This window comes from Microvirga sesbaniae (assembly GCF_025460805.1).
Classification (GTDB): domain Bacteria; phylum Pseudomonadota; class Alphaproteobacteria; order Rhizobiales; family Beijerinckiaceae; genus Microvirga; species Microvirga sesbaniae.
Genome location: NZ_JAMXFJ010000005.1, coordinates 220,414 through 242,084 on the forward strand (window position 1 = coordinate 220,414; position 21,671 = coordinate 242,084).

Genomic DNA, 21,671 nt, shown 5'->3' on the forward strand with positions numbered 1-21,671 from the left:
GGCTCAGACTCCCGCCTGCTGCCGCTGACGACGCAGATGCGGCGGCATCTCGGCATAGACGCCGTCGAACATCTCGCGGGCCGATGGCTTGGCGCCGGCATGGAGCGTGCCGTAGCTCTCCGCCTCCTTCTGCGCGGCGATCACCGTATCGAGGATCTCGGCTTCCGCCTGCTTGTGCCGCTCCTCCGACCAGGCCCCGCGCAGGATCAAATGGTTCTTCAGCCGGATGATCGGATCTCCGAGCGGCCATGCATCGGACTCCGTCTTGGGGCGATAGGCCGAGGGATCGTCGGAGGTCGAATGGGCGCCGACCCGATAGGTGACGTATTCGACCAGTGTCGGGCCGAGATTGCGCCGGGCCCGTTCGGCGGCCCATTTCGCCACCGCGTAGACGGCGAGATAATCGTTGCCGTCGACCCGCAGCGACGGAATGCCGAAACCCAGGCCGCGCGCCGCGAACGTACCCGCTCCGCCGCGGGCGATGCCCTGGAACGTGGAGATCGCCCATTGATTGTTGACGATGTTGAGGATGACCGGGGCCTTGTAGGTGGACGCGAAGACGAGCGCCGCGTGGAAGTCCGACTCCGCCGTCGATCCGTCGCCGATCCAGGCCGCGGCGATCTTGGTATCGTTTCGGATGGCCGAGGCCATCGCCCAGCCGACGGCCTGAACGTACTGGGTGGCCAGGTTGCCCGAGATCGTGAAGAACCCGTGCTCCTTGGAGGAGTACATGACGGGCAACTGGCGTCCCTTCAGGGGATCGCGGGAATTCGAATAGACCTGACACATCATGTCGACCATCGAATAGCCGCCTGCGATCAGAAGCCCGGCCTGCCGATAGGTCGGAAAGTTCATGTCCCCCGGCAGGAGCGCCTTGCGGAAGGCGCAGCTGATGGCCTCCTCGCCCAGATGCTGCATGTAGAAGGATGTCTTGCCCTGCCTCTGAGCGATCAGCATGCGGGCATCGAAGGTGCGCAATGTCATCATGTTGCGCATGCCTTCGACGAGCTCCTCGTCGCTCAGGAGCCCGGCCCAGGGTCCGACCGCCTCTCCGGCTCGATTGAGGACGCGGATGATGGAGAAGGCGAGATCGCGGATGGTTTCCGGATCCACGTCGATCTCGGGCCGGGGGACGGCCCCGGCCTTGGGGATTCTCACATTGGAGAAGTCGGGTGTCCCCCCGGGTCGAACGGCCGGTTCTGGCACGTGAAGGGTCAGCGGTCCGTAATCGGTCATGGTCTTTCGTTCTCCTCCCGAGAGAACTAGGAACGAAACACCATTCGGCCATAGGCTGAGCCGTTTCAAAAGAGGGCATGACCGGTTATCGACAGGCTCCGGACGCACGGACCAACCGGCCGGGCCGTCAAGGCTTCACGGTCGCCAGAACTTCGCCCGCCGTGATTTCCGGCTCGCCCTGGATCAGATCGGCCAGACTCGCGTGGATCCACGCCAGAGCCTTCTCGTTGGCCGCAAGCGCAGCCTCGCGGCTGTCGAATAGCGTCACCGAGCCGCCGACGCCGTTGCCGCAATCGAAGACATGGTAGCCCTGAAAGCCCGGCGACTGTCGCAGGATCTGGCCGATCCCGCTCTCGGCGCGTCGGGCCGCTTCGGGCACAGAGCGCATGTTGCGGAATTTCCGGATGACGACATACATGGATGCCTCCACCGTTTGCAGACGAGCACAACCCCAAACGCCGGGGCGCCATTCTGGACGCTCCCCACGATGACGACCGCCGTCGAACGCTGCGGGCGGCCTCGCTAAAGCATCGGACCCAAAAGTGGACTTGCACTTTTGGGATCCATCCGATGCTTTCTTCTTGAATGAGAGCATCGGTCAGAACGGACCCAGCGGGCCGCGCCAGCGAAAACCGGATCCACTTTTCCGTCCGATGCTCTAATGAGCCATCAGGACGGGCAATCCCGCATGAGCGATGATATGGCTGGTGGCTCCGCCGAAGATCATCTGCCTGAGACGGCTCTGGGTATAGGCTCCCTTGACGAGCAGGTCCGCGCGGAACGAGGCCGCATCCTCCAGGATGGCTTCGCCGGGAACGCGCGCGTTCAGCCTGCGTGCCGCCGTCTCGGCCCGGACGCCGTTCCGCTGGAGGCGAAGCGCCAGTTCCGCGCCGCTCGGCCCGTCGACGCCCCATCCCTCAAGGGTCAGAACGACGACGCGGTCGGCCTTCGCCAGAAGGGGCATTGCGAGCGCGACGGTCCGAGCCGTCTCCGTACTGCCATTCCAGGCGATCACGACGGTCTCGCCGATCGATGCCGGGGTCGAGGGCGGAACCATCAGCACCGGCCGCCCTCCCTCGAACAAGGCGGCCTCGAGAGTGGCCAGTCGCGGCGGCTCGTCGCTCGACCCCGGGCGCCCAAGGACGATCAGATCGAACACCCGGCCGAAATTCCCGATATAGCTGTCCCCAAACAGCTGCGGACCGATCCACCCGCAGGAGGCCTCCTCCGGCACCTCCGTCTTCCGTGGCACCGCGCAGGACAGCATGAACTCCTCGAAAAGGTGGCGCGCCCGCTCCACCAGTTCACGCTGCTCCTTCTCGCTCAGGATCGTCCATCCGACCGGAACATCGAACGCGATGACGTCAGGAATGTCGGGACCGAGCGCCAGGCCTTCCACATGGCTCCCGAAACGGCCGGCCACGAGGAGGGCGGTGTCAAGGACCGAGCGAATGAAGCTGTGCTGCTCAACCGGAACCAGAATGGCCTTCATGGCAACCACCTCGGTCGGCCTGCGAGCCGATGCCCCGGGAACATTATACTCCCGAACTCCGCGTTCGGCACATCCAATCTTCTTCAGACCGGGTCGGGCCTGAGGCTTCAGACGTGCACATTGCCGAAGGCCAGCTCTCCCTCCCCTGTCTGCTTGCGCAACGTGGCGTAGAGAATCCAGCCATAGAAGATCGCCAGGGCGGTGATGACCGCCCATCCGGGAACCGGCCCGATCGCCGCGTTCCGGACCCATTCCCCCACCGACGCGACGAGGTGGGCATCGACGGCATTTTCCTGCATTCTGATGAAGGTGGTTTTGACGATCCAGGCGAACAGCAGGATCAGGAACATCCAGCAGTAATTGCGGCGGAGGCGGCGCGAGAGGGCTTGGCTGGTGCTCGTCAGGAACAGGGGGCGCCTGAGGTCGTCGCCCAGCTTCTGGACCCAGTCGGCCGTCGTTCCCTCCTCGGGCGAGAAGATCTGGGCGAAGTAGTTGCGCTCCATCCGGCGCACGCGATTGCGATAGACGTCGAAGAAGCGGTAGCGGCGCGCCTCGATCACCAGGAGCAGCAGAACAAGCACCATGGCGAAGATCAGCACCCCATGATGGGCCGTGGGCGTGGAGAGCGAGACCGACAGCATGGCGGCCACCACGGTGATGGCCCAGTTGGTCGTCCGGTCGATCCGGTCGCGCCACCCGGCCATCCGGGCAATCTCGGCCCGGTGGTAATGCGCCATAACGGTGACGAACTCGCTCGACGTGCCGGGAAAAACCGGCGCCTCGACGGGCGGACGCAGGGTCTGGACAAGCGCAGGATCGTTCTGCGGCAGCATGACGGCGCTCCCTCGGCCCCGGCCTCCTCGGATCACGCCGATCGACTCGGGAGGCTCGCGCTCTTGTCAGAACGTCACAGGGCGGGAGTCATTATAGCACCGGGACGGGCGTGCGCAGAATGCAGATCTCGGGAGGACGCCGTCAAATGGGGACCACCCTGCTCCGGGTCGCGGTCTTTCGTCGACGAGACCCGATCAACCCCAGACGGCATAGGCGAGCCTGTCGAGCGGTATCTTGAGATAGCGTGTTCCGTTGGACTCGGACGCCGGCAGCCGTCCTCCGGCCATGTTCACCTGCAGGGCGTGCAGGATCAGCTTCGGCATCGGCAGCTTGGCATCCCGTGCCTGGCGCATGGCGACGAACGCGTCCTCCGTGGGAGCCCGGACGAGGTGGATGTTGGAGGCCTTTTGACTGGCGACGGTGCTCTCCCAGGCGGGATCCCGGCCTCCCGGCCTGTAATCATGGCCCGAGAACAGACGGGTGTCGTCCGGCAGCGACAGGATGCGCTGAATGGTGTGCCACAAGGCGCTCGCATCCCCGCCGGGGAAATCGCACCGGGCCGTACCGAAATCCGGCATGAAGAGCGTATCGTGAATGAAGGCGGCATCCCCGACGACATAGGTGATGGATGCGAGGGTGTGGCCCGGTGAGAACATCACGCGTGCATCCATGTCTCCGATCCGGAAGACCTCGCCGTCGGCGAGCAGGCGGTCCCATTGCGAGCCGTCGGCCGCAAACTCCTCCAGGTTGTAGATCTCCTTCCAGAGCCGCTGCACATCGACGATCCGCTCCCCGATGGCCGTCCTCGCACCCGTCATGTCCTTGAGATAGCCCGCGCCGGACAGGTGGTCTGCATGGGGATGCGTATCGAGGATCCACTCGACGGTGAGGCCCTTCTCGTTCACGCGGGCAAGCAGTGCATCGGCCGACGCGGTCGCGATCGATCCCGACGGCTCGTCATAGTCGAGAACGGGATCGACGAGAGCGCAGCGTCCGGTTGCAGGATCGGCCACGATGTACTGGACGCTGCAGGTCCGCTGATCGAAGAAGGCATCGACCTGCGGCCGGGCAGCCGAGCGATCCGGTCCTGCTTGCGGATAGGCCGCCGTGCTCATGGCTTGCACTCCTTGAGGCGAAAACGGATGGCGTCGCCGAAAGTCCGCAGCCGGCACGCGGTGCGGCGCAGGTCGCCGGCATCCACCAGCGGACGGAACGCCATCAGGCCTCGGGTCGCGGAACGATCGCCCTGGTCCCTTCATCGGCTACCGATCCGGCGATCCGACATTTATAAACCGCATGGCGTTGCCGGTGAAGTGTCGTCCGGCGCAGGACCGGGCGCGTCTCCGCGACGGGTCGCAGGCGCCGGAGCGGCACCCTGGATGGCGAGGCGGGGCGCGTCCTGCCGTTCAGGCCTCCACGAACACCTCCGCGCGCTCGACGGAGAACCGCCCCAACTCCTCCACGACGGCTTCCAGGTGCGCCTCCATGGCCCGGCGCGCGGCCAGCGCATCGTGAGCCTCGAGAGCCCGGAAGATCTCCCAATGCTCGGCCAGGGTCACGATATGCCGGCGGGGCGAGGAGAGAAGTCGGCGCACACGATCGATGTTGGCCCGGGAGGCGTCGATCACGGCGGCGACCCGCGGCAGCTTCAGCCCTTCGACGAGGATCGTGTGGAATTCGAGATCCAGCACGTGGAAGCCCGGGCGATCTCCCCTCAGGACGGCCTGCTGCTGCGCCTCCAGGTTGCCACGCAGGGCCTCGATGGCGTGACAGGACAGAGACCGCGCGGCATTCTCCGCCACCATCCCTTCCAGAGCCTGACGGATCAGCATGGATTCCCTGATTTCCGCCAGGCGGATGCGCGCTGCTCTCGACCCGCGCTGCGGCAGGATCTCGACGAGCCCTTCCGCCGCCAGGCGTGTCAGCGCCTCCGAAACCGGGAACCGGGACACCCTCAGGGCACTGCAGACGGCGCCTTTGTCGATGAACTCGCCCGGAGCGAAATCGAGCGCCACGATGGCCGAGCGCAGGGAGCGCTCCACCAGGTCCGTCGTATGCCCTCGGCTCCCCCGCTCGAGGGGAGCAAGGAAATCATAACTTTTTCTCTTGTCCACGGCGTCCATTTGCCTAACATGTTAGCCGAACCGTTGGGCGGACGCCACCGTCTCGTCGGGTAGCTTCCACGAGCGGCACCGCTCGTGATCATGTTTCAACCGGCCACAGAGCCGGCATTCGGAGAAACGCCTATGCCATTTCTGACCCGCCGTCTCGCGCTGGGCCTCGTCGCCGCCGCAACCGTCATTCTTCCCGCATTGCCGGCGAGTGCCCAGACCAAGCTGAAGTGGGCTCACGTCTACGAAACTTCGGAGCCGTTCCACACCCAGTCGGTATGGGCGGCCCAGGAGATCGCGAAGCGCACCAACAACCGCTATCAGATCGACGTCTATCCGGCCTCGCAGCTCGGCAAGGAGAGCGACATCAATCAGGGCCTGTCGCTCGGCACGGTCGACATGATCATCTCCGGTCCAAGCTTCGCCGCACGCAGCTATCCGCCGATCGGCATCGGGTACTATCCCTACATCTTCCGCGACTCCGCCCACCTGCTCGCCTTCGCGAAGAGCGACGTCTTCAAGGAACTCGGCGCCGGCTACGCCGAGAAGACAGGGCACCAGATGCTGGCGCTCACCTATTATGGCATTCGCCACACGTCCACGAACAAGCCCTTCAAGACCTGCGCCGACATGAAGGGCCTCAAGATCCGCGTGCCCGATGCCCCGGCCTACTTGGCCATGCCGCGGTCCTGCGGCGCCAATACCACGCCTATCGCCTTCGCGGAGGTCTACCTGGCCCTTCAGAACGGCACGGTCGACGCGCAGGAGAACCCTCTGACGACGATCGAGGCAAAGAAGTTCTACGAGGTCCAGAAGAACATCGTGCTGACCGGCCATATCGTCGACCATCTCGCGACGATCGTCTCCAAGCAGCTCTGGGCCAAGCTCTCGGATGAAGACAAGAAGATCTTCACCGCTGTCGCGCAAGAGGCGGCTGCCCGCGCCTCGGGAGAGATCCAGGCGAAGGAGAAGGAATTGATCGAGACCTTCAAGCAGAAGGGCCTGACGATCACCGAGGTCAACAAGGACGAGTTCAAGGAAGCGGTCATGAAGAACGTGACCCTGGAATCCCTGGGCTATCGGAAGGCGGATTTCGACAAGATCCAGGCTCTGAAATCCGAAGGTCTCTGAGGTTTCGGGCGGGCCGTTTTCGGCGGCCCGCCGTTCTGCCGTTCGAGTATCCCGCCGCCCGCCGCGGCGGGGATCGCTTCAGACCTCCAGGAACGAGGTTCACCAAGACATGACGACTGAGGTTCACACCCAGGTCAGCGCCGAGGAACTGGCGCAGACTTTCGACGAGAGCGAGCACGCACCGGTCGACCTTTCGGGCTATGCCTTCGAGGACTGGCTGTCCCTGGCCCTGTTCTGGGCGATGTCGCTTGCCGTCTTCGTTCAATTCTTCACGCGATACGTGCTGAACGACTCCTTCGCCTGGACGGAGGAGATCGCGACCAATCTCCTGGTCGCCCTCGTTTTCATCGGGTCATCCATGTGCGTGCGCATGAGCCGCCACATCCAGGTCGACTTCCTCTATCGCTACCTCTCACCCGGCATCGCCCGCGTTCTGGCGACCCTGATCGACGTCATCCGTGTCGCCTTCTTCGCCTATGCGGCTCTCCTCGTCTGGCGCTTCATGAGCATCATCGGCGATGAGCAGATGACGACGATCGCTCTCCCGAAAAATCTCAGCTATGCCTTTGTTTTCATCGGCTTCGTCCTGATGTTCTTCCGCTCCGTGCAGGTCGCTGTCGCCAACTGGCGCCGCGGCTATTCCGTGCTTGAGCGGCCCGAAGCCTTCGATGCTCCCTTGGTGGCGGAAACCTGATGCTCATCCTGATCGGCTCATTTCTCGTTCTGATGGTTCTCGGCCTGCCCGTGGCCCTCTCCATGGCTGTCGCCTCCCTGCTCTTCATCCTCGCGACCGGCACGGTGCCGGACGTCATCGTGGCGCAGCGCATGATCGCCGGAGTCGAGAGCTTTCCGCTGCTGGCAGTCCCGTTCTTCATCCTCGCCGGCAATCTCATGAACATCGCCGGCGTCACCGGCCGAATCTACTCGTTCGCGGTTGCGCTCGTCGGGTGGATGAAGGGTGGCCTCGGTCAGGTGAACATCATCGGATCGGTGATCTTCTCAGGCATGTCCGGAACGGCCATCGCCGATGCGGCGGGCCTTGGGACGATCGAGATCAAAGCCATGAAGGATCACGGCTACACGACGGAGTTTGCCGTTGGCGTGACGGCGGCATCCGCGACCCTCGGGCCGATCATCCCGCCTTCCTTGCCGTTCGTGATCTACGGAATGATGGCGAACGTCTCGATCGGGGCCCTCTTCCTGGGCGGCCTCATCCCGGGCATCGTGATGACCCTGCTGATGATGGGAACCGTCGCCTATTTCGCTTATCGGAACGGATGGGGCGCAGATACTCCGTTCTCATGGACTCAACTGGGCAATGCCACCATCGAGGTCGCCATCGTCCTGGCCTTTCCGGTCGCCGTCTGGCTGCTGATCCAGGCCGGACTTTCCCCCAATCTCTCCATCGGGATCGCCCTGGTGGTCCTGCTGGCCCTCGACTGGTATTTCGACTTCTCGGCCGTGATGGCCCTGATGGCGCCGGTCATCCTGATCGGCGGCATGACGCTCGGCCTCTTCACCCCGACGGAGGCGGCGGTCGCGGCCGTCATCTGGTCGCTGTTCCTGGGCCTCGTCCGCTATCGCTCCATGACGTTCAGAAGCCTGGCCAAGGCGACCTTCGATACGATCGAGACGACGGCCTCGGTTCTGTTCATCGTCACGGCGGCGTCGATCTTCGCCTGGCTTCTGACGGTCAGCCAGGCGGCGCAGATCCTGTCGGACGCGATTCTGGGCTTCACGCAGAACAAGTGGGTGTTCCTGCTGCTGGCCAATATCCTCATCCTGTTCGTCGGCTGCTTCATCGATACCATCGCGGCGATCACGATCCTTGTGCCGATCCTGCTGCCGATCGTGCTCAAGCTTGGCATCGATCCAATCCATTTCGGCCTCATCATGACGCTGAATCTGATGATCGGCCTGCTTCATCCGCCCCTCGGCATGGTGCTCTTCGTCCTGGCGCGGGTCTCCAGGCTTTCGGTCGAGCGCACCACGGTGGCGATCCTTCCCTGGCTCGTCCCCTTGATGCTCGCGCTGATCGCGATCACCTATATTCCAGAACTGACGCTTTGGCTTCCGCAGAAAATGGGTTTGGGACGATAGTGGATCGTTCGAAAGACATTCCTAACCGGTTATCGAGATCCTCATGAGCACTCCTCGCACCATCCGCCTCTCCCCCGATGACAACGTGGTCATCGCGATCGATCTCGTGAATCAAGGCGCGAGCGCGGCTGGACTGACGGCCCGCGAGCGCATCCTGCGCGGCCACAAGATGGCCGCGGAGCCGATCAGGGAAGGCGAACCGATCAAGAAGTTCGGCCAGATCATCGGCTTCGCCAAGACCCACATCGCGCCCGGGGAATGGGTGCACGAGCACAATGTCGGCCTGCACGACTTCGAGCGGGACTACGCCTTCAGCGCGGATGCCCGGGAGGACGACCTGCTCCCGTCCGAGCTGCGGGCCACGTTCCAGGGTTACCGCCGCGCTTCCGGCCGGACGGGCACGCGCAACTATATTGGCATTCTGACATCGGTGAACTGCTCCGCGTCCGTCGCACGCTTCGCCGCCGCCGAAGTCGAGCGTGCCGGCCTTCTTCGCGACTACCCCGGCATCGACGGCGTCGTTGCGATCGTCCACGGAACCGGTTGCGGTCACGCGGCCTATGGCGAAGGGTTCGACATCCTGCGTCGCACGCAATGGGGCTATGCCAGCCACCCCAACTTCGCGGGCGTCATCATGGTCGGTCTCGGCTGCGAGGTGTTTCAGATCGGCCGGATGAAGCAGGAATACGGCCTCACCGAAAGTGAAACCTTCCGGACCCTCACCATTCAGGAGACGGGCGGCACGAGACGCACCGTGCAGGCCATCGTCGATGCCGTGAAGGACATGCTGCCGATCGCCGCCCGGGCTCAGCGGGAGACACGCCCCGCATCGGAGCTTGTGCTTGCCCTTCAATGCGGCGGTTCCGACGGCTATTCGGCGCTCACCGCCAACCCGGCCCTCGGTGTCGCGTCCGATCTCCTGGTCCGCCACGGCGGAACGTCGATCCTGTCTGAAACTCCCGAGATCTACGGTGCCGAGCATCTTCTGACCCGGCGGGCTGCCACCCGGGAGATCGGCGAGAAGCTCGTGTCGCGGATCCGATGGTGGGAGGATTACACGGCCCGAAACGGCGGCGAGATGAACAACAACCCCTCGCCCGGCAACAAGGCGGGCGGGTTGACGACGATCCTCGAAAAATCGCTCGGCGCCGCAGCGAAGGGAGGACGCTCCACGCTCCGTGCCGTCTACGAATATGCCGAACCGGTGAAGGACCACGGCTTCGTCTACATGGATACGCCGGGCTACGACCCTGTTGCCGCGACCGGCCAAGTGGCCGGCGGCGCGAACCTGATCGCCTTCACGACGGGCCGCGGCTCGGCCTTCGGCTGCAAGCCCGTGCCGTCCCTGAAGCTCGCTACCAATTCCGATATCTACCGTCGCATGCTCGACGACATGGACATCAATTGCGGCGATGTCCTCGACGGCGTGTCCCTGGACACGAAGGGTCAGGAGATTTTCGAGATCCTGCTCCGGGTCGCGTCCGGTGAGCACACCAAGTCGGAGGAACTCGGCTACGGCGATCTCGAGTTCGTTCCGTGGCAGGTCGGCGCGACGATGTAAGCGGAACGGGGAGACGGAATTCGATGCTCCCGGCTCGTCCCGATGGGCGGCGAGTGCGATACATCGCTCCTTCGGAGGCTCGTTAACCAGTCGTTAACCATCATCGAGCGATGATCTTCCTGCTGATCCCTCGCCGGATCAACACTCTCCCAAAAGCGAACGGGGCGCGGATGTACCGCCTCGCTTCGTTTTGGGATGCAGTGCTGGAGCCCCTGCCGCACCGCTCCTGGCCCGCAAGCGCGCCAACCATTTCCCACGACGTCGCGCCCCGTCAGCCGCAGCATATGACCCATCCATTAACGGGTGTTCTTAGAGCATCGGACGGACCCAGAGGGCCGCGTCAGCGACCCGAAAGGGCCACGCCCGTGACCCGAAGGGCCGCGCCAGCGAAAAGTGGATCCGGTTTTCGCTGGCGCGGCCCGCTGGGTCCGTTCTGACCGATGCTCTCATTCAAGAAGAACGCATCGGATGGATCCCAAAAGTGCAAGTCCACTTTTCACGTCCGATGCTTTAGCCGAGCACGTAGAACGCCGCGCCGATCGCTGCCAGCGCACCCACGAACGCGTAGGGGTACCAGGTGGGAAAGGGCTTGTCGTGACCGTTGAAGCTCAAGCAGGTTCTCCTGAATCAAGGGCATGCTCTCTCTTCTTCAGGCAAAATGGTCTTTTCGTGGAATTCGCAGGAAAAATGGCCGAGCTTCATTCGACGGGCGGTGCCCGAGGTGAAGTCGGGACAAGGCCATGCCGGCACCCGAACGGCGCGGCAAAGCGGAAGAAAATTACTTTGAAGCCCTTTTAAGGAAGCGAATATCACCCCGATCTCAAGGCTGTAGCGGGTGTTTTAGAACGCCTCTGACTTTCCACTAAGCCCTTGATCAATCTCACTTCTTTCAGATACTTCATCGGACGCGCCTACGGGAATCCTCCCGGTTTCGGGCAGTCGGTCGATCTGCCGGAGGCAAGGGCGTTCAGCTCGTCCGGCGAAGGATCCGGAACTGCGCACCACGTCCGGCGGTCGCGCCCCAGTATGAGGAGAACGAGTTCATGGGCATGAGCACATGGAATGAGCCCGGGTTCACATCGGGAAGCGTCTTCGCCTGCCTGGCTCTGCTCCTGCCTTTCAGCGGAATGGCGCTTGCCCAGGACAATGCGCCGGCTTCCAGTCCCTTGCGGATCGAGTTGAACAAAATCGAAGCATCGGGGGAAAGCTGCCGGACCTATTTCCTGATCGACAATCAGAAAGGCGAGAGCTGGAAATCTTTGAAGCTCGACCTCTTCGCACTGGACACCGACGGGGTGGCGGCCAAGCGGCTGGCGGTGGAGGTCGGTCCGGTCCCTCGCCGCAAGACCCTCATCAAGCTCTTCGACTTTCCTGGGCTGAACTGCTCGCGCTTCGGACGTGTTCTGCTCAACGACGTCCTGACCTGCGAAGGCGCGACCACCGCGCGCGAGGAATGCCTGTCCGGAATTGAGACAGCCTCCAAGATCGACGCCGTATCCTTCGTGAAGTGAGATTGCCATGATGAACGAGATCATGCCTGCCGCAACGCATGACATGTCCTTCCTCGGCCTGTTCCTGCAAGCCGATCCGATCGTCAAGGGCGTCATGATCCTGCTCGTCCTGGCGTCCCTCGGCTGCTGGACCATCGTCATCGAGAAGCTTCTTCGCTTCGGAAGAATCCGCCGCCAGGCTCGCTCCTTCGAAGCCGCGGCGCGCTCGGGAGACAGGCTTCACCCGCAGATGCCCGGGGCGACGGGCCGGATCGTCGCGGCGGGTCACGAGGCCTGGCGCGATCAGGATGTTTCCGAGAGCCGGGCCGAGCGGCGCGAGCGGATCGAGCGGGCCATGCGGGCTGCCCTGTCCGTCGACATGCGCCAGCTTCAGGTCGGCCTCCCGTTTCTCGCCACCATCGGCTCCGCCGCACCGTTCATCGGCCTGTTCGGCACGGTCTGGGGCATCATGAACTCCTTCTCGGCGATCGCGGCGAGTCAGGACACGAGCCTTTCCGTCGTGGCCCCCGGCATCGCGGAGGCCTTGTTCGCCACCGCCATCGGCCTCGTGGCCGCCATCCCGGCCGTGATGGCCTACAACAAGCTGACGACCGATCTCGGCCGCCTGCAGCAATCCTTCGCGGCCGGCATCACGGCGCTCGGCGACCGGCTCGCCCGCGACCGCAAATCCCCCGTTCGAGCGGAGGCTGCCGAATAATGGGCATGGGACTAATCCGGGCGCAGGATACCGACGACGAGTTCGGGTCCGCTCCCCTGTCGGAGATCAACGTCACGCCGCTTGTGGACGTGATGCTCGTTCTGCTCATCATCTTCATGGTGGCAGCCCCGCTGATGACCGTCGGCGTGCCCGTGCAGTTGCCGAAGACGGCGGCCCCGAAGGTGTCGCAGCCGAAGCAGCCGGTGGTGGTCACCATCGACGCGCAGGGCCAGCCCTTCCTCGACAAGGAGCCCCTCGCGGCCGAGACCATGATGCCGCGGCTGCGGCAGCTTGCGGGCGCGGATGCGGGTCAGGTCGTCCTCGTTCGTGGCGACAAGGCCGTTCCGTACGGACGCATCATCGAGATCATGGGCCAGATCAACGCCGCGGGCTTCAGCAAGGTGTCCCTGATCGCGCAGGCCCCGAGCGGACCGCCGGCCCCGTAGGATCCGCAGCAGCCCGATGTCCGTTCATACTCTGAGACCGACGCAGGAGCCGAACCGGCTCGGGATCGCCTTTCTCGCCGCGCTCCTGCTGCATGGAGCGGCGCTGACGGCCGTGACCCTGTGGTCATCCGATACCGAGAAATCGCCCGGGGAGCAGGAGATCACCATCGATCTCGCGCCCGCCATGGAAGAAATCGTGTCGGTCGCGCCATCGCTCGAGCAGTCCCAGGACGTGCCGCCCATCGAGGCGGAGGCCCTGCCGGTCGGATCGGACACCGTCGAGGAGCAGCCTCCGCAGGAGATCGCCGAAGTCCAGCCGCAGGAGGTGGCCGAGGCGGTCCCTGTCGAAGCCGTGCCGGTCGAACAGGAGGCGGCGCAGACCGAGGCCGTCATCCTGCCGCCTCCCGAGACAGTCGTCGCCAAGCCCGTCGACGCGCGCCCGCCGCCCAAGGACGCGCCCCCGCCGCCGAAGCCGGAGAAGAAGCCACCGCCGAAGCCCGTGGAGCGCAGGCCGCCGCCGCGCCGGACCGTCGCGGAACCGAAGCCGCTTCCCTCGGATGCCCGCCAGGGGCAGGCTTCGGCCTCACGCGAGCATACGGGCGGCCAGGCGGCCTCGGCCGATCCGACCGCCCGCAATCGCTACCTGGCCAGCCTCGTGGCCTCATTGCGCAACCGCCTGCGTTATCCCGACGTCGCGCGCAACCAGGGCGTCACGGGCGTTGCAACGGTGCGCTTCACCATGGATCGGTCCGGTCGCATCGTGAGCGCGTCCCTGGTGCGGGGCGCAGGCTATCCGGCGCTCGATCAGGCTGCCCTTGCCGCGGCAAGCCCGGGATCGTCCCTGCCGCCGATCCCGGACTTCATCCCGCAATCGACGTTCACCGTGCCGCTTCGCTTCAACATCCGCTGAGCCAAGCCACGGTCGCGACCTTGACGGTCGTGGGATCGCGACTACCCTGTCGGTCAAAGCAACCCGCCGTCGCCTTCGACGTCGAAGGCGACGGCATGAGCTGCGTTCCACGACAGGGAGAATCGCCATGGCCGAAAAGGCTTTCGCCTCGACAGGCGACACCACCGCCAAGACGGTATCGTTCACGGAGATCGGGCCCGATCTCTATGCCTACACGGCCGAAGGCGATCCCAATTCCGGCATCATCGTCGGCGATGACGGCTGCATCGTCATCGACGCGCAGGCCACGCCGGCCATGGCCGAGGACGTGATCGCCCGTGTGCGCACCGTCACCGACAAGCCGATCAAGTACGTGGTGCTCTCGCATTACCATGCCGTGCGCGTGCTCGGGGCCTCGGCCTACAAGGCGCAAGGCATCATCGCTTCGACAACCACCTACGATCTGATCGTCGAGCGCGGCGAGCAGGACAAGGCGTCCGAGATCGGCCGCTTCCCGCGCCTGTTCCGCGGCGAGAGCAGCATCCCACCCGGCCTGACCTGGCCGACGCTCACCTTCGAGAGCGGCATGTCGGTGTTTCTCGGCAAGCGCGAGGTCAAGCTTTTCCATCTCGGCGCCGGCCACACGGCGGGCGACATCGTGGCCTGGGTGCCGGACGCGGAAGTGATGTTCACCGGCGATCTGGTGGAGTATCACTCCGCCTGCTATTGCGGCGACGCTTACCTGCGCGAGTGGCCGCAGACCCTGGACTCGATCCTCGACTTCCAGCCGAAGGCGATCGCGCCGGGGCGGGGCGATGCGCTGCAGGGCGAGCAGGCGGTCCGCGAGGCGGTGGCGATGACCCGCGACTTCGTGGGCACGCTCTATGGAGCGGCCGAACTGTCGGCTGCGCGCGGACGCTCCCTCAAGGAGACCTTCGCGGCCACGCGCGACGCAATGGACCCGAAATTCGGAAGCTTCGCGATCTACGAGCATTGCCTGCCGTTCAACGTGTCGCGCGCCTTCGACGAAGCCTCCGGCATCGATCATCCCGTCATCTGGACCGCCGAGCGCGACCGGGAGATGTGGGCGGCCCTGCAAGGCTAGTCCGGGGCGAACGGGCGGAGGCCGCCATGAACAATCGCAAGACCCTCTTCCAGTTCGGTTATCGCCGCAGCGCCGACCAGGATCGGCCCTCCCCGGCCCGGCATCCGGTCATCGTGGTCGGCGCGGGTCCCGTGGGCCTTTGCACGGCCATCGACCTGGCGCAGCGTGGCGTGTCCGTGGTTCTTCTCGACGATGCGGATCGGATCGGCGAGGGATCCCGCGGCATCTGCTATGCCAAACGCACGCTTGAGATCCTCGACCGGCTCGGCACCGCCCGACCCTGTCTCGAGAGAGGCGTGACCTGGAAGCTCGGAAAGGTGTTCCAGCGGGACGACCAGCTCTATGCCTTCGACCTGCTGCCCGAGGACGGGCACAAGATGCCGGCCTTCATCAATCTTCAGCAGTATTATCTCGAGCATGCCCTCGTCGAGCGCGCCGCGGAGCTGCCCGATCTCGACATCCGCTGGCGCAACAAGGTGACTGGGCTCATGCGCCGAAACGACGGCGTGACGCTCACCGTTGACACGCCCGAGGGCGCCTACGAGCTCCACGCCGATTGGGTGGTGGCCGCCGACGGCGCCCGCTCGGCCTTGCGCGGAATGCTCGGTCTGGATTTCCGCGGTGAAGTCTTCGAGGATCGCTTCCTCATCGCCGACGTGAAGATGAAGGGCGACTTTCCGCCCGAGCGCTGGTTCTGGTTCGATCCGCCCTTCCACGACGGTCGCTCGGCGCTTCTTCACAAGCAACCCGACGATGTCTGGCGCATCGACCTGCAGCTCGGCCCCGATGCGGATGCGAAGGCCGAGCAGGCGCCCGAGCGGGTCATTCCCCGCCTTCGACAGATGCTGGGGCATGAGGATTTCACGCTCGAATGGGTCTCGGTCTACACGTTCCAGTGCCGCCGCCTGGAACGCTTCGTCCATGGCCGCGTGGTCTTTGCCGGCGACGCCGCCCACCAGGTGTCTCCCTTCGGAGCGCGCGGGGCCAATTCCGGCATTCAGGATGCGGAGAACCTTGCCTGGAAGCTGGCGCTCGTCGTCAGGGGCGAAGCCCCGGCGCGTCTGATCGACACCTACGACATCGAACGCTCGGCGGCCGCGGACGAGAACATCGGTCATTCGACCCGCTCCACCGACTTCATTGCCCCGCGCTCGGCGCAGGAGCGACGTTTCCGCGATGCGACCCTTGCTCTCGCGCGTCACACTCCTTTCGCGAAGCGGATGGTGAATTCCGGTCGGCTGTCCCTGCCCTCGACCTATGAGAGCCCTCTGTCGACACCCGATCGTGAGGCCTGGTCCGGATCCGCCCGCCTCGGCGCTCCCTTGCCCGACGCTCCGATGCGGACCCGCGGCGGTCAGCCTGTCTGGCTGCTCGACACCCTGGGCAGCGAGGAGACCATCATCCATGTGCCCGACGGTGCTCCGCCGCCCGCAGGCAAGCGCGTGCTCGTCATCGGTGACGACTTGATCGATCCGGAAGGCCATTTCGCCCGACGCTTCGACGCGACGCCCGGAAGCACCTATCTCGTGCGACCGGACCAGCATCTCGCGGCACGCTGGCGTCATGCCGCGCCGGCTCAGATCGAGCGCGCCTCCCGTCGCCTGAGAGGCTTCGAGGGGGATTGCGCATGACTTCGCTCATCATCGAGAGCCGCTTCCCCGATCCGGACCGCGCCTACCGTGCACTGATCGAAGCTCACCGGGGATTGTCGGACGAGGACAGCGCAGCGCTCAACAGCGCCCTCGTTCTGATCCTCGCCAACCATATCGGCGACCAGACCGTGCTGCAGGAGGCTCTCGCCCTCGCCCGGCAGAGCCTGCACCAGACCCAGGACGGATCGGTCTGATCACGCGATGCCGAGATAGGCGGCCTTGACCTGCGGATCGGCCAGCAGGGCCGCACCCGCTCCGCTGTAAGCGACTTTTCCGGTCTCCAGCACATAGCCCCTGTCGGCGATGGCCAGAGCCGCACTGGCGTTCTGCTCGACGAGAAGAACCGTGATGCCGTCCTTCTTGAGGGACACGATGGCATCGAGGATCTGGTCGACGAGAAGCGGCGACAGCCCGAGGGACGGTTCATCCAAGAGCAGAAGCTTGGGCCTTCCCATGAGCGCGCGGCCGATCGCCAGCATCTGCTGCTGACCGCCTGACAACCCTCCGGCGAGAAGGTGGCGTTTCTCGGCCAGAACCGGGAACATGGCGAAGATGCGGTCGCGATCCTGATCGATGTCCCGGTCGCGACGATGATAGGCGCCGAGGCGCAGGTTGTCCTCGACGGTCAGCGGCCCGAACACCTGTCGGCCTTCCGGCGATTGCGTGATGCCGAGCCCGACCCTGCGGTGCGGCGGCAGGCGGTCGATGCGCCGGCCCTCGAAGCGGATTTCGCCACCGGTCATCGGCTGAACGCCGGAGAGCGTCCGGAGCAGCGTGGTCTTGCCCGCGCCGTTCGAGCCGACGAGCGCGACGATCTCGCCCGAGCGAACATCGAGGCTGATGCCCTTGAGCACCTCGATCCGGCCATAGGCGCTGCGCAGATCCTGGACCTCAAGCACGGGCAGCCTCCCGTGCGCCGTGCTGTCCCAGATAAGCCTCAAGGACCCGTGGATCATCGCGCACCTCCCGCGGCGTTCCCTCGGCGAGCGGACGGCCGCGCTCGAGCACGAGGATCCTGTCGGAGATCTTCATCACGAGCTTCATGTCGTGCTCGACGAGAACGACGGCCACGCCCCGGTCGGCGACCTGCTTGATGAGGTGATCGATTTCCTCGGTCTCCACCGCGTTGCAGCCGGCGGCCGGCTCGTCGAGGAGAAGGACGCGTGGTTCGGCGGCGAGCGCGCGCGCGATTTCGAGGCGCTTGCAGGCGCCGTAGGGCAGCGAGCCTGCCGGGGTATCCGCAGCATCCTTCAACCCGACCTCTGCCAGAAGCGCGAGCGAGGCGGCCCGCGTCTCACGATTCTGGCGCGTGACGGAAGGGGTTCTGAACAGGGCCGGAAGAAGGCTGCACTTCTCCCGCAGATGGCGGCCTACCATCACGTTCTCGCAGGCGGTCATGCGCTGGAAGATCTGCAGGTTCTGGAAGGTGCGGGACAGACCGCGCGCCGCCAGCTTGTGCGGCGCAAGTCCGGTCACGTCCTCGTCGGCGAGATGGATCGACCCGCGGCTCGCCACGTAGACGCCGGACACGATGTTGAAGAGAGTCGTCTTGCCCGCCCCGTTCGGCCCGATGATGGACAGGATCTGCCCGGGGTTCACCGAGAAGCTCACCCCGTCGACGGCCTTCACGCCGCCGAAGGAGATGCCCACATCCGTCGCCTTCAGGATGCTCATGAGCGCGCCCTCCGGAGAAGCAGGTTCGACAGGCTCGGCACGATCCCGTTGCGCATGAAGATCATCGCCACGATGATGATGAGACCGAGCAGAAGATGCTCGTATTCCTGGAAGACGGTGAGTGCCTGCGGCAACGTCACGAGCACCGCAGCGCCCACGATGCTGCCCACGACGGATCCGAGCCCGCCCAGCACCACGATGGTGACGAGTTCCACCGAATGCAGAAAGCCGGCCTGATCCGGGTTGATGAACCCGTTCATGAAGGCCAGCGCGGATCCGGCCAGCGATGCATAGATCGCGGCGATCACGAAGGCCTGCAGCTTGAAGCGCGCCACGTCGACGCCGACCACCTGCGCGGCGACCTCGCTGTCGTGCAGGGCCCGGAAGGCACGCCCGGTCGGCGTCTCGTCGAGGTTGAGGGCGATCCAGGTCCCGATCAGCAGGAGGCCTCCGGTCACCCAGTACCAGGTGTAGGATCCGCTGACCCGCCAGCCGAACAGGGTGAGCCTCTCGACGGGCATGCCATCCGGCCCGCCGGTCCAGCGGCTTTCCGTCGTGATGACGAGCGCCACGAGAACGCCGAGCCCCAAGGTGGCGATGGCCAGATAATGGCCTTTGAGGCGCAGGATGGGGCGCCCCACGAGGTAAGCCAGGACGCCCGAGAGAAGCGCCCCGAAGAGAAGCGCCGCCCAGGGCGGGATGCCGAGATGCGTCGGACCGATGGCGACCGCGTAGGCGCCGATGCCGAAGAACGCCGCGTGCCCGAGGCTGACCTGGCCTGCCTGTCCCATGAGGATGTTGAGGCCGATGGCCGCGAGCGCCGACACCCACACGAGCGAGGCGACGCGGAAATAGTAGCTCGATGGAAAGGCGAGCGGCAGCACGGCGATCACGACAGCCAGGATCGCGAGGGTGACGAAGCGCTGGTTCACGAGTGCACGCATGCTCACACCCTCTCCACGACCCGGCGTCCGAACAGGCCCTGGGGCGCCGCGAACAGGACGATCAGGATGACCAGGAACGCGAAGGCATCCTTGTAGGTCGAGCTGAGATAGCCCGCGCCGAAGGCCTCCAGCAGACCGAGCAGGAGCCCGCCGACGACCGCACCGACCGGATTGCCCATGCCGCCCAGCATGGCGGCGGCAAAGCCCTTCAGGGCCAGCAACGTCCCGACATCGTAGCTCGTCAGGGTGATCGGCGTGACCAGGATGCCGGCGATCGCCCCGATGGCCGCGGAGCCGCCGAAGGCGAGCGCCATGATGGTGGTCGTGTTGATCCCGACGAGCCGCGCGGCCAGACGGTTCGCGGCCGTGGCCAGCACGGCCTTGCCGAGAAGCGTATGCTCGAGAAAGACGTAGAGCCCCAGGACCACGACCGCGGTTCCGCCGAGCACCCAGAAGCTCTGCGGCTGCACGGCGGCGCCGAGCACGTCGACCGGGGTGTCGCCCGTGAAGGCGGGGAGCTTGTGGAACTGCTTGTCGAAGACGATCGCCGCGACGCCGCGCAGCAGGATCGAGGCTCCGATGGTGATGATGATGAGCGTCACGGCCGACGCTCCGCGCGCGGGCTCGATGGCGAAGCGGTGGAGCATGAGCCCGATTGCCACGGCGGCCGCGATGGCGACCAGGGCCGCCAGCGGCAGCGGCAGACCCGCCGCCGACGCGAACACCGTCACCATGCCGCCGAGCATGACGAACTCGCCCTGGGCGAAGTTCACCACGCCCGAGGCGTTGTAGATCAGGGTGAAGCCGAGTGCGACCAGCGCATAGACGGCTCCCACCGTCAGACCGGAGATGAGGAACTGGAGGAACTCGGCCATGATGCAGCCCCGCGACCTTCAGGTTGCCGGGCGGCAGGCTGACCGGCAGCCTGCCGCCCGATCGGTTGCAGCGTGGGATCAGCTTCCGGAGGCGACCAGGTTCCAGTCGCCGCCCTTGATCTCGAGCATGCGGAACGCCGAGAGGTCGAGGCCGAGATGATCGGTGGCGGACATGTTCACGATGCCGCCTGTGCCGACGAAGCCCTTGGTCTTTTCGATCTCGTCGCGAATCTTCTGGGGATCGGTCGAGTTCGCGCGCTTCATGGCCTCGACCAGGATGAACAATCCGTCGTAGGCGTGACCGCCGAAGGTCGAGACCGGCTGCTTCGTGGCGCCCTCGTAGGCCTGCCTATATTCGGTCACCACCTTCTTCTGCGGGTCGCTCTCCGGCAGCTTGTCGCCGACGAGGAGGGCTGCGGCCGGCAGACGCACACCCTCGGCGGCCGGACCGGCCAGATCGATGAAGCTCTTCGAGGCTACGCCGTGGCTCTGGTAGAACGGGATGTTCGTCATGCCGAGCTGGGCGTAGTTGCGGGTCACGATGGCCGGCCCCTGGCCGAAGCCCGGATTGACCACCGCCTGCACGCCCGCCGTGTTCTTGATCTTCGTGAGCTGGGCGGTCATGTCGCTGTCGCGCGGACCGTAATTCTCGTCGATGAGGATCTGCATGCCGTAATTCGGCGCGACCTTGACGCATTGCGCCCGCATGGACGCTCCGAAGCCGTCCGTGCCCGAGATCATGCCGATCTTGGTGAGATTACGCTTCTTCAGATCCTCGAAGATCTTCTCGCAGGCCATCTTGTCGGTGTGCGGCGTCTTGAAGACGAACTTGCGCACGGGATCGATAACCTCGATCGCGCCGGCGAGCGAGATGAACGGGACCTTCGCGTCTTCGAAGACCGGGATCATCGCCATGGTGCTTCCGGTCGTTGTGCCGCCCACCATGGCGATCACCTCGTCGTCCTCGATGAGGCGGGTCGCGAAGGTGCGCGCCTTGTTGGCGTCGCCGCCGTCGTCGTAGATCACGAGTTCGATCTTCTTGCCCGCGACGCCGCCGGCCGCATTGATCTTGTCGACGTAGAGCTTGAGCGTCTTGTCCTCGGGTTCACCCAGGAAGGACGACGGCCCGGTGACCGAGAGAACGGATCCGATCTTGACGGTGTCCTGCGCGAGCGCGCCATGGGACAGAGCCAGGCCCATGAGAGAGGTCGCCAGCAGGATCGTGTGAGTTGCCTTCGCGTTCATGTGTTTCCTCCGAGGTTCGTTGTCGTTTGTTGTTCTTGTTGTTGCGCAAGGGATCAGGCCGTCGGGAGCCTGCCGGTCGTTGCAGGAACGGAGCAATGGGACAGGACTGCGCGAGGCTGGCGTTGCCGTGCGCGTGCATCCTGTTGGCCGTCGAAACCTGCCATCCCG

At 65.0% G+C, this 21,671-nt stretch carries 22 protein-coding genes; 11 read left to right on the forward strand and 11 right to left on the reverse strand.

The window, feature by feature from the left end; all coding sequences use genetic code 11:
- Positions 1-3: 3 nt before the first annotated feature.
- The 6 genes from OCW50_RS10595 to OCW50_RS10620 all read right to left on the reverse strand — a co-directional run bounded on the left by OCW50_RS10595 (position 4) and on the right by OCW50_RS10620 (position 5,676).
- Positions 4-1,236: a 3-methyl-2-oxobutanoate dehydrogenase (2-methylpropanoyl-transferring) subunit alpha gene (locus OCW50_RS10595; protein ID WP_262267946.1), complete on the reverse strand. Its 1,233-nt coding sequence runs from the start codon at positions 1,234-1,236 to the stop codon at positions 4-6.
- Between the two features lie 127 nt (positions 1,237-1,363).
- Positions 1,364-1,654 (reverse strand): hypothetical protein, encoded by a 291-nt coding sequence (locus OCW50_RS10600; protein ID WP_262267947.1) that lies wholly within the window; start codon positions 1,652-1,654, stop codon positions 1,364-1,366.
- A 240-nt stretch (positions 1,655-1,894) separates the two neighbouring features.
- Positions 1,895-2,728, reverse strand: coding sequence for a universal stress protein (locus OCW50_RS10605; RefSeq protein ID WP_262267948.1), 834 nt, complete (start codon positions 2,726-2,728; stop codon positions 1,895-1,897).
- A gap of 107 nt (positions 2,729-2,835) precedes the next feature.
- Positions 2,836-3,561, reverse strand: coding sequence for a DUF2270 domain-containing protein (locus OCW50_RS10610; protein WP_373371361.1), 726 nt, complete (start codon positions 3,559-3,561; stop codon positions 2,836-2,838).
- A 195-nt stretch (positions 3,562-3,756) separates the two neighbouring features.
- Positions 3,757-4,677: an MBL fold metallo-hydrolase gene (locus tag OCW50_RS10615; protein WP_262297472.1), complete on the reverse strand. Its 921-nt coding sequence runs from the start codon at positions 4,675-4,677 to the stop codon at positions 3,757-3,759.
- Between the two features lie 291 nt (positions 4,678-4,968).
- Entirely contained in the window at positions 4,969-5,676 is a 708-nt protein-coding gene (locus OCW50_RS10620; RefSeq protein ID WP_262297473.1) for a GntR family transcriptional regulator, read from the reverse strand.
- Between the two features lie 132 nt (positions 5,677-5,808).
- Here OCW50_RS10620 and OCW50_RS10625 point away from each other — a divergent pair, with 132 nt between their 5' ends.
- From OCW50_RS10625 to OCW50_RS10675, 11 genes are all read left to right on the forward strand, one after another.
- Positions 5,809-6,804 carry a sialic acid TRAP transporter substrate-binding protein SiaP gene (locus OCW50_RS10625; protein WP_373371362.1) on the forward strand — a complete coding sequence of 332 codons (996 nt, stop codon included), beginning with the start codon at positions 5,809-5,811 and terminating at the stop codon, positions 6,802-6,804.
- 109 nt (positions 6,805-6,913) lie between these two features.
- Positions 6,914-7,498: a TRAP transporter small permease gene (locus tag OCW50_RS10630; RefSeq protein WP_262297474.1), complete on the forward strand. Its 585-nt coding sequence runs from the start codon at positions 6,914-6,916 to the stop codon at positions 7,496-7,498.
- On the forward strand, positions 7,498-8,904 hold the full coding sequence (locus tag OCW50_RS10635) for a TRAP transporter large permease (RefSeq protein ID WP_262267952.1): 1,407 nt from the start codon (positions 7,498-7,500) through the stop codon (positions 8,902-8,904). The genes OCW50_RS10630 and OCW50_RS10635 overlap by 1 nt, the downstream gene beginning before the upstream one ends.
- Before the next feature lie 43 nt (positions 8,905-8,947).
- Positions 8,948-10,465: a UxaA family hydrolase gene (locus tag OCW50_RS10640; RefSeq protein WP_262297475.1), complete on the forward strand. Its 1,518-nt coding sequence runs from the start codon at positions 8,948-8,950 to the stop codon at positions 10,463-10,465.
- A 1,049-nt stretch (positions 10,466-11,514) separates the two neighbouring features.
- Positions 11,515-11,976: a Tat pathway signal protein gene (locus OCW50_RS10645; protein WP_373371363.1), complete on the forward strand. Its 462-nt coding sequence runs from the start codon at positions 11,515-11,517 to the stop codon at positions 11,974-11,976.
- A gap of 10 nt (positions 11,977-11,986) precedes the next feature.
- Complete coding sequence (locus OCW50_RS10650) at positions 11,987-12,673, forward strand: MotA/TolQ/ExbB proton channel family protein (RefSeq protein ID WP_262297513.1); 687 nt, start codon at positions 11,987-11,989, stop codon at positions 12,671-12,673.
- Positions 12,673-13,119: an ExbD/TolR family protein gene (locus OCW50_RS10655; RefSeq protein ID WP_262297477.1), complete on the forward strand. Its 447-nt coding sequence runs from the start codon at positions 12,673-12,675 to the stop codon at positions 13,117-13,119. The genes OCW50_RS10650 and OCW50_RS10655 overlap by 1 nt, the downstream gene beginning before the upstream one ends.
- A 16-nt stretch (positions 13,120-13,135) precedes the next feature.
- Entirely contained in the window at positions 13,136-14,029 is an 894-nt protein-coding gene (locus OCW50_RS10660; protein ID WP_262297478.1) for a TonB family protein, read from the forward strand.
- 127 nt (positions 14,030-14,156) lie between these two features.
- Positions 14,157-15,113 (forward strand): MBL fold metallo-hydrolase, encoded by a 957-nt coding sequence (locus tag OCW50_RS10665; RefSeq protein ID WP_262267957.1) that lies wholly within the window; start codon positions 14,157-14,159, stop codon positions 15,111-15,113.
- A 26-nt stretch (positions 15,114-15,139) separates the two neighbouring features.
- Positions 15,140-16,744, forward strand: a complete 1,605-nt coding sequence (locus OCW50_RS10670) for an FAD-dependent oxidoreductase (RefSeq protein WP_262297479.1) — start codon at positions 15,140-15,142, stop codon at positions 16,742-16,744.
- On the forward strand, positions 16,741-16,959 hold the full coding sequence (locus OCW50_RS10675; protein WP_262297480.1) for a DUF2783 domain-containing protein: 219 nt from the start codon (positions 16,741-16,743) through the stop codon (positions 16,957-16,959). The genes OCW50_RS10670 and OCW50_RS10675 overlap by 4 nt, the downstream gene beginning before the upstream one ends.
- On the opposite strand, the gene OCW50_RS10680 is transcribed toward OCW50_RS10675, so the two are convergent.
- From OCW50_RS10680 to OCW50_RS10700, 5 genes are all read right to left on the reverse strand, one after another.
- On the reverse strand, positions 16,960-17,664 hold the full coding sequence (locus OCW50_RS10680) for an ABC transporter ATP-binding protein (protein WP_262297481.1): 705 nt from the start codon (positions 17,662-17,664) through the stop codon (positions 16,960-16,962). It abuts the gene before it with no gap.
- Positions 17,657-18,439, reverse strand: a complete 783-nt coding sequence (locus OCW50_RS10685; protein WP_262267961.1) for an ABC transporter ATP-binding protein — start codon at positions 18,437-18,439, stop codon at positions 17,657-17,659. The genes OCW50_RS10680 and OCW50_RS10685 overlap by 8 nt, the downstream gene beginning before the upstream one ends.
- Positions 18,436-19,383: a branched-chain amino acid ABC transporter permease gene (locus OCW50_RS10690; RefSeq protein ID WP_262267962.1), complete on the reverse strand. Its 948-nt coding sequence runs from the start codon at positions 19,381-19,383 to the stop codon at positions 18,436-18,438. The genes OCW50_RS10685 and OCW50_RS10690 overlap by 4 nt, the downstream gene beginning before the upstream one ends.
- Before the next feature lie 2 nt (positions 19,384-19,385).
- Positions 19,386-20,258: a branched-chain amino acid ABC transporter permease gene (locus OCW50_RS10695; RefSeq protein WP_262267963.1), complete on the reverse strand. Its 873-nt coding sequence runs from the start codon at positions 20,256-20,258 to the stop codon at positions 19,386-19,388.
- Positions 20,259-20,336: 78 nt separating this feature from the next.
- The gene (locus OCW50_RS10700) at positions 20,337-21,503 is read right to left on the reverse strand and encodes an ABC transporter substrate-binding protein (RefSeq protein WP_373371365.1); all 1,167 of its coding nucleotides are present in this window, start codon (positions 21,501-21,503) and stop codon (positions 20,337-20,339) included.
- Positions 21,504-21,671: the final 168 nt, after the last annotated feature.

Coding starts and splice junctions, on each gene's coding strand:
- OCW50_RS10595 (WP_262267946.1), bottom strand. CDS start 1,236: ATGACCGATTACGGACCGCTGACCCTTCACGTGCCAGAACCGGCCGTT.
- OCW50_RS10600 (WP_262267947.1), bottom strand. CDS start 1,654: ATGTATGTCGTCATCCGGAAATTCCGCAACATGCGCTCTGTGCCCGAA.
- OCW50_RS10605 (WP_262267948.1), bottom strand. CDS start 2,728: ATGAAGGCCATTCTGGTTCCGGTTGAGCAGCACAGCTTCATTCGCTCG.
- OCW50_RS10610 (WP_373371361.1), bottom strand. CDS start 3,561: ATGCTGCCGCAGAACGATCCTGCGCTTGTCCAGACCCTGCGTCCGCCC.
- OCW50_RS10615 (WP_262297472.1), bottom strand. CDS start 4,677: ATGAGCACGGCGGCCTATCCGCAAGCAGGACCGGATCGCTCGGCTGCC.
- OCW50_RS10625 (WP_373371362.1), top strand. CDS start 5,809: ATGCCATTTCTGACCCGCCGTCTCGCGCTGGGCCTCGTCGCCGCCGCA.
- OCW50_RS10630 (WP_262297474.1), top strand. CDS start 6,914: ATGACGACTGAGGTTCACACCCAGGTCAGCGCCGAGGAACTGGCGCAG.
- OCW50_RS10635 (WP_262267952.1), top strand. CDS start 7,498: ATGCTCATCCTGATCGGCTCATTTCTCGTTCTGATGGTTCTCGGCCTG.
- OCW50_RS10640 (WP_262297475.1), top strand. CDS start 8,948: ATGAGCACTCCTCGCACCATCCGCCTCTCCCCCGATGACAACGTGGTC.
- OCW50_RS10645 (WP_373371363.1), top strand. CDS start 11,515: ATGAGCACATGGAATGAGCCCGGGTTCACATCGGGAAGCGTCTTCGCC.
- OCW50_RS10650 (WP_262297513.1), top strand. CDS start 11,987: ATGAACGAGATCATGCCTGCCGCAACGCATGACATGTCCTTCCTCGGC.
- OCW50_RS10655 (WP_262297477.1), top strand. CDS start 12,673: ATGGGCATGGGACTAATCCGGGCGCAGGATACCGACGACGAGTTCGGG.
- OCW50_RS10660 (WP_262297478.1), top strand. CDS start 13,136: ATGTCCGTTCATACTCTGAGACCGACGCAGGAGCCGAACCGGCTCGGG.
- OCW50_RS10665 (WP_262267957.1), top strand. CDS start 14,157: ATGGCCGAAAAGGCTTTCGCCTCGACAGGCGACACCACCGCCAAGACG.
- OCW50_RS10670 (WP_262297479.1), top strand. CDS start 15,140: ATGAACAATCGCAAGACCCTCTTCCAGTTCGGTTATCGCCGCAGCGCC.
- OCW50_RS10675 (WP_262297480.1), top strand. CDS start 16,741: ATGACTTCGCTCATCATCGAGAGCCGCTTCCCCGATCCGGACCGCGCC.
- OCW50_RS10685 (WP_262267961.1), bottom strand. CDS start 18,439: ATGAGCATCCTGAAGGCGACGGATGTGGGCATCTCCTTCGGCGGCGTG.
- OCW50_RS10690 (WP_262267962.1), bottom strand. CDS start 19,383: ATGCGTGCACTCGTGAACCAGCGCTTCGTCACCCTCGCGATCCTGGCT.
- OCW50_RS10695 (WP_262267963.1), bottom strand. CDS start 20,258: ATGGCCGAGTTCCTCCAGTTCCTCATCTCCGGTCTGACGGTGGGAGCC.
- OCW50_RS10700 (WP_373371365.1), bottom strand. CDS start 21,503: ATGAACGCGAAGGCAACTCACACGATCCTGCTGGCGACCTCTCTCATG.